The following is a 7,395-nucleotide window of genomic DNA, read 5'->3' as shown; positions in this document are numbered from 1 at the left end:
AGTTAGGTCAGGTTATTTGGCGTTTTGGAACTACCAGTCGTATTATCTGCACTCCAACTATTGGGTCTGACGGTAATTTTTATTTCAGCAATTGGATGAACAGCAGTGTCTATTGTATCTCTCCTGAAGGTGAATTAATCTGGAAGTATAATCTTGGGGATTATAATACTGGTTCTAGTCCTGTTTTTGGATTGGATAACAGATTATATGTTATAACATCCAATGATATGTATAGTAATGTCTATGTGTTTAAGGATGGTGTTTTACTTGGAAATCATACTATTCCTTTTGTTTCCGGTTCTTCACCGGTTGTGGGAAATGATGGTAGATTGTATTTGATTTCTGCAGGTCGTGAACTTGTTTGCTTGAATTATGATGGTTCGCTAAATCATTATTCCTTAATTGATTCCGGATTGTTTGTTTGGGCTATACCTACCTTTAGTAATCGTAATTATTATCAGCAAAATACTCAAATGTCTGTTAGTATGAATGATGGAGTTTTATATGTTATTAACTATCAAAAACAACTCACTCCTTTCCTTACAGCTTTTTATTTAAATGGTACTGTTAAATGGTCTACCCTGTATCCAGGATATTTTAAAGATCTTTCAGGCACACCAACATATTATAAAGGCGTATTGTATGTAACTGGTAATAGTGATTTATTTGCATTTAATGCTTCTGACGGTAGGATTTTATGGAGCATACCTATTTCACATTCTGGTTTTACTGCATCTTCTCCATTAGTCAGTGATGATGAGGTATTGTATGTTACCAGTAATAATATGGTTTATGCTTTTAGTCTTGCTGGTGATTTGATTTGGCAGTATGAATTGCCTGGTAATGATTATGGAAGTCCTATTAGTTTTTCCAGTCCTGTTTTGACTGCTGAGGGTACATTGATTGTGACAACCAATCAGGGCATTTATGCTTTTAGGGATGTTGCTGCTGATTTTACTTATGAGCATGTGAACGGTACTGAAGCAACTATTCAATTCATTGATAAGTCTACTAATGGGTCCAATAGGTATTATTGGATGTTTGGTGATGGCAATGTTTCTCGTGAGCAGAATCCAGTTCATGAATATGCTTCTGGAGGCAAATATAATGTTGTTTTACTTGTAGAGCATAATGGCAATATTGATCTTATGCGTAATAAGACCATTGATGTGGTCTTTTATGATATCACTCCTCCAAGTGATGTTCTTGCATATATTGACGGTCTTGTGACTGAAGGCGGTGTTTTCAATCAAACTCAAAGGGTTTCATTAAATGCGACTGATGAGTATGGTGATGTTCTTATTTATTATACTGTTGATGGTTCCAGCCCTTTAAACAGTTCCACTTGCAGGGTTTATGCTGGGCCTTTTGATGTTGAGGTTGACACTACTTTAAGCATGGTTGCTTGTGATGATTCCGGCAATTGGGGTAATGTTTCACAGATTATCTTTAAAATCACTGATGTTATTAATATACATGATTTAATCAACAATATTACTAATAATGGCTCTGATGTTAATGGCACTGGTCAGGATAATGCTTCTGTTGATGTGCCAGTAGTTGAGCCTGGCGTTAATGGTACTGGCAATTCCACTGATTCTGATATTAACGGCACTGGAGATATTATTAATCCGAGTGTTAACGGTACTGATTCAGATTTTAATGGTACTGGTGATGTTATTGGTCCTGGTGCTAATGGTACTGATTTGGACCTTAATGGTTCTGATAATCTTACTAATCCTGATGTTAATGGTACTGATTCGGATATTAATGGTACTGGTGATCTTGTTGATTCTGTTGTGGATAGTGGTTTGATTAATGCTATTCAGGCTTTATTGGATGGTGCTGAACCTTATAGTAAGGTTTTGTTTGATTTTGGCAGTATTTATGGTGCTAATTTCACTATTAACAAACCCTTGAATATCATATCCAATAACAATACCAAATTGATTGGTGTTGATGGCAATCCGTCCATAAGATTTGCCAAAGGCAGTGAAGGATCTGTCCTTAACGGATTTGAGATTATTAATGCTGGCGGTGATGGTGTTTTGATTGAAGCTGATGATATTTTAATCCGCAACTGTCTGGTTAATGTAAGTAATGGTACAGGCATTAATATCTATCGAAGCAATGGTACAAGTATTATGGATACTGTTGTTTATAATGCTGATGAGGGCATTCTTGTCAATCAGTCCACCAATACTTTGATTGATGGCGTTAGTGTTCGTGATTGTTACAGCGATGGAATCTGGGTTTATCAGTCAATGCATACTGTTATTGTTAATTCATTGATTGAGGATAACGGCAAGGATCCGTATAAGTTGCTTTATGGTGAAAATGAGATTGTGCCTTCACAAGGTTATGGTCTTAATTTCAAGGTTAATGTTCCTGCATCCGAAAGCAGGGCGAATAACATTCTAATCGATGATTCCACAGACAACTATATCTATAATAACACTATCAATTACGGTTATTTCGGCATTCATTTGTATCACACTACTGAGGATACTGTTATTGATGCCAATAAGATTTATGAGACTGTCGGTGACGCTATTCTTTTAGGCAAGCAGTATTACAATGTAAACATTACTCATAACCTGATTGATGGATGTTACAACGGTATTGATTTTATGGGTTATAGTGAGAATGTTTTGATTAAGCAGAATACTATTAAGTTATTGCATGATCATGAGGGTGATTTGTTTTCTTTTGGTGGACCTAGTTTGGTGGAGCAGTTGGCAGGTTATGTTTATGAGGAATATTTCCCATCAGACATGTTTTTTAATCATCAGTCCAATGGTATTCAGGTTTCATATCCTGCAAGCAATTTCCATGAGGGAAACACTGTCATCATTGACAATGTCGTTATCCGTTTATCTCACCGTTCATGGGAAGCAAGGAAGTATTGCGGTTATATTGATGCGGGCTGTGACGGTTATGGTTATAATCTGATGGATGGTTCATCAAGTTACAGTTTAACTGATTTTGGCGGCGCTACCAGTTACCATGAAGGTAAGGTTGATCTTGTAATTGATCGTATTGGTGATGCAACATTCAGATTAAGATTAATCAACAGGTTAGACAATCATTACTTGAGTGAGATTCCTGAGTTTGATGTGATTTTCACCACTGGCGGTTTTAATAGGACTGTTAAGTTTGTCAATGATTCTGCTGTTGCGGAGTTTGATGTTGCGATGGCTGTCAGTGATATTGAAGCTATAATCTCTGGTGAAATTCGTAAATCCGCCCACTTTGATATTCAGATTACTGAGGGCTATAACAGTTCTAATCGTGCTTTTGATCCTGGTTTTGAAAAGGGTGAGGCTTATGATAATCCGGATCCTGTGATTCCTAAGATTCCTCCGGAGTATGATTTTAATCCTGTTGTGCCTATTGTGCCTGTTGTCCCTGATGTTTCTGGTTATGGTAATGGTTCTGGTGATGGTCAGGGCAGCGGCAATGGTTCTGGAACTGGCATTGGTGATGGCAATGGCAGTTCTGGTAATTTTGGTGATGGCAACACTAGCAGTTTTGGTTCTAATGAGACTTCTTCCAGTCCGGAGTCTGATAATGGTGATCCTTTGGCAGATGAGTTTGATGATTCTGTTGAGCCTGCAGAGGAGGTGGATGATTTTTCATCTGATCCTGTTGTGGTTGAGGATGTAAGTTTTACCGGTTCCGGTGATGTTGTGGTTGAGAATTCTGTTGTTGATGAGGATCTTACCAGTGATGTTGGCGAGTCTTCTGTTAGTGAGGCTGCTGTTAGTGAGTCTGTTGTTGGTGATGATTCATCTTCTGAGAGTGCTTCTATGGACAGTGCTACTGCCGGTGGTTCTGATGCCGGTAATGGTGAGACCATTCAGGCTTATGAGGTTAAAAAGCAGATTGATATCAGTGAAAGCAATATTGAGTTAAAGTTAATCATTGCAATTTTGGTGATTTTATTGTTCCTTCTTGGATTGAGAAGAAAGGATGATGAGGAGGAAGAATAAAATATAATAATAAAAAAAATTTTCTTTTCTTAAAAGGAGGGATAAAGTTTTTTTCCTTCTTTTTATTTATTTTTTTCAATGTTGTTTTTTTTTTAAAAAAGATTTTATTTGGAGTTTTTTCTGAGTTTTATTTTGTTTTTATTTGTGTTTTTCGGAGTTTTTATTTGAGTTTTTAGAATTTTCTTATGGTTTGTTTTGCTTATTTAAAGTTTTTATGCTTATTATGTTTTTTTTAGTAGTTTAGTTAAAGTTTTTATAGTGTTTTTTTTTAGTAGTTTATTTAAAGTTTTTTTATGGTTTTTAATTAGTTAGTTTATTTTTTTTTATGAATTTTTAGGAGTTTTTAATTTATTCATGTTTATTTTTTTTATATATGTTTATTATGTTTTGGTTGGTGGTTTTTTTATGGTTTATGGTGATTTGATTACTGGTTCTATGGATATTATTTCTCAGAGTTTGTCTATTCCTGTTTTGTTGATTTTGCTTGTTTTTGTTGCAATTTCTGTTATTGTTTTAGGTTCTTTGGTTCGTGAGTATTTTTCTCGTGATAAGGTTGGTGTGAATGCTGTTGGGGATTTGATTTTTAATGTTAATAAGTGTCCTGATGATTTGAGTGGTGTTATTTCTTCTTCTGCTATTTCTTCTAGGCATAAGGCTTTGCTTTTGAAGATTGCTGATTCCGGTTCTTTGAAGAGGACTTCTCGTGAGGCTTATGCTCGTAAGTTGGTTGAGAGTGAGGAGAAGAGGATTAACAAGACTTTGCGTGTTACTGATATTATTACTCGTATTGGTCCTACTCTTGGTTTGATGGGTACATTGATTCCTATGGGTCCTGGTCTTGCTGCTTTAGGTGCTGGTGATATTAATACTTTGGCCAGTTCCTTGACTGTTGCTTTTAACACTACCATTATTGGTATTGGTTCCGGTGCTTTGTGTTATGTTATTGGTAAGATTCGTCTTTCTTGGTATAGTGATGATTTGGCTAATTTGGATGTTTTGACTGATGCGGTTTTGGATGTTATGGATTGAATTGGGCATTGAGTTTTCTTTTTTTTTGTAATGGATGGTGTTTTTTTTATGGTTCGTAGTAGGAAGAGTTTGGATTCTAGGGTTGAGGAGGATCCTATGGCTGGTACCAGTAATTTGGTTGATGCCATGTTGGTTATTGCTGTGGGTTTTCTTGTTTTTGCTATTCTTTCTTGGAATATGAGTGCTATGCTTGATCCTGATACTAGTGTTAAGGATCAGATGCAGCAGGATGTTAGTGAGATTGATCAGGGTGAGGTTTTGAATGACACTCCGGATATTTCTAACAGTACCGGTCAAGGTTATACTGAGATGGGTAAGGTTTATCAGGATCCTGCAACGGGTAAGCTGATTATGGTGGAAAATTGATTTTTGTCTTTGATTAAATTAATGGTTATTCTTATAATTGTTGATTTAATTGATTCTTTTTTTATTTATTTTGCTTCATGTTTTCAGATTTTAATTTTTATTTAATTGCATGCACCATATGCTATATGCATATATGCAATACATGATTAAAATAAAAATTTTTTATGATTCTTATGTTTCCTATTTTTTAAGCTCTTTAAAAGTTTTCATGCAGGATGATTTCATAAAGTATAACCTAAATTGCAATTCCGTAATACTTTAAAAGTGCTTTCATCATATTATATGATTTGCTTATGCTTCCACTTTTTATTGTTCCATGTGGAGTGATTACCTCACAGGTAACTGAAGTAATTCCCTTAATGTTGCAGACGTCCTCCACTGCTCCAGGATATTCCTCTCCTGCAATATTGTATATCTTATATGAGTATCCTGTTGTTTTTGAAATGTATTTTGCAAGCTTTGCGCTTTCAGCTTGCGGTTTGTATGTTCCCATTGCAATGTTTTTTCCAGGCTCTCCACCAGGTCTTGTACAATGGAAGTCTCCCAATGCATCAACTTTTAGTTTTTGTGCATAGCTTACAAGCTTATATGACAATGTTCCTGACTTGTCTGCAACTGAATTGAGATTGACATTATTGTAATACCTTATGTTTGCCGCACTTGTTTTCGGACAGAGGACAGGGATTATATAAACTGTTCCATTTATTTTCTTTTTTGAATTGTATATTGAGTTTATCAGCTTAAAGCATGCTGCCTGTGATGAAAGTTCATGGCCATGCACTCCTGCAAGGATAAGGACCTTTTTGCCGCTGCCGTTGCCAAATTGTATCAATGGAGTTCCATTTTTGCATGTGTTTATTATTGCGCTTGTAATGGATGACTTTACAAGATTTTTGTATAATGCCTTGTTTTTAGTGATGTCTCCCTTTGATCCCCATTTAAGACAAGTCAAATTATATGGGTTTTGGCTTTTGACGGTGACATTGTTTGAATATGTGCTTGAATAATAGCATGAACTTTTATAAATTGAGGATTTGATTGGATATTTTCCTATCTTTAGATTTATTGCCAATGTGACAATTCCCTTTGAATTTGTGCTCTTGCAATAAGTATGTGATCCTATGGTCAATGCAATTTTAACGCCGCTTACAGGATTTCCATTGTTCTTTAAAATCACCTTGAATGAATCGGAATTTCCATATTTCTTAACAAGATTGCCAGTATCAAGAGCTAATTTTTTCCTCTTAATTGTTATTGAATTGGTCTGTTTGGATGATTTATAGTTTTCATTTCCCTTGAATTGGGTAATTATGGAATAGTTTCCAGGATTTAGGTTAATTGCAAGGCTTGCCTTTCCATTTGAATCTGTTATTTTCTCGTAAGTGTGATTTTTGATTGTAAATAGAATTGTAAGATTGCTGATTGGGCTTCCATTGGAATCCAGTATTTGGGCTGTAAAGCTTTTTGATTTGTATGCAGCTGTTAGGTTGCTTGTTTTAATTGTTGTCTTTGCCTTTGCTTTTGTTTGGTCTGAGTTTGTTGTGTTTGTTTGGCTTGAATTGTTTGTTGTGTTTGTTGTGTTTGTTTGACTTGAATTGCTTGCAGATTCACTTTCTTTCAGTATTGTTTTTTCATCAGTTTTGATTAATTCCTGATTTGAATTGATTAAATGTATATTATCGGTCTTTTCTTCAATTGAATAATTATCTTTGCAATTCAAATCACTTGAGCCTATATTTGTTGCCATTACTGCATTTAGGCTAAAAAGAATTAATATTATAAATAAAATGCCGAATATTATTCTTTTTTTATTTTCTGCCATAATTTTCAAATCCTTTTTTTGCATTATTTTTTTTATTTATATAAAATTTTATTATTATTTATTTAAATATTTTAGTCTTATTTCTCATTTTAAGGCATTTTTAATAAGAATTGGATTTTTAAGCCATTTTTTATTTCATTCTTTTTAAAATTTTTAAAAAATTTTATTTTATATATTTATATATTT

At 34.6% G+C, this 7,395-nt stretch carries 4 protein-coding genes; 3 read left to right on the top strand and 1 reads right to left on the bottom strand.

From position 1 onward, the window contains the following. The 3 genes from Q0138_RS00865 to Q0138_RS00855 all read left to right on the top strand — a co-directional run. Positions 1–3,992 (top strand): PQQ-binding-like beta-propeller repeat protein (locus tag Q0138_RS00865; RefSeq protein ID WP_297979618.1); only part of this gene is annotated, 3,992 nt, incomplete at its 5' end. Between the two features lie 405 nt (positions 3,993–4,397). Beyond that, positions 4,398–5,021: a MotA/TolQ/ExbB proton channel family protein gene (locus tag Q0138_RS00860; RefSeq protein WP_297979617.1), complete on the top strand. Its 624-nt coding sequence runs from the start codon at positions 4,398–4,400 to the stop codon at positions 5,019–5,021. Positions 5,022–5,069: 48 nt separating this feature from the next. Beyond that, the gene (locus Q0138_RS00855; RefSeq protein ID WP_297979616.1) at positions 5,070–5,387 is read left to right on the top strand and encodes a DUF2149 domain-containing protein; all 318 of its coding nucleotides are present in this window, start codon (positions 5,070–5,072) and stop codon (positions 5,385–5,387) included. Between the two features lie 235 nt (positions 5,388–5,622). Here Q0138_RS00855 and Q0138_RS00850 read toward each other — a convergent pair whose 3' ends face one another. Next, positions 5,623–7,134, bottom strand: coding sequence for a succinylglutamate desuccinylase/aspartoacylase family protein (locus Q0138_RS00850; protein WP_297979612.1), 1,512 nt, complete (start codon positions 7,132–7,134; stop codon positions 5,623–5,625). Positions 7,135–7,395 lie beyond the last annotated feature (261 nt).

It is taken from the genome of uncultured Methanobrevibacter sp. (genome assembly GCF_937906425.1).
Taxonomy (GTDB): domain Archaea; phylum Methanobacteriota; class Methanobacteria; order Methanobacteriales; family Methanobacteriaceae; genus Methanobrevibacter.
The sequence above is the reverse complement of the archived record's forward strand: the minus strand, read 5'-3'. Positions and strand labels throughout refer to the sequence as shown.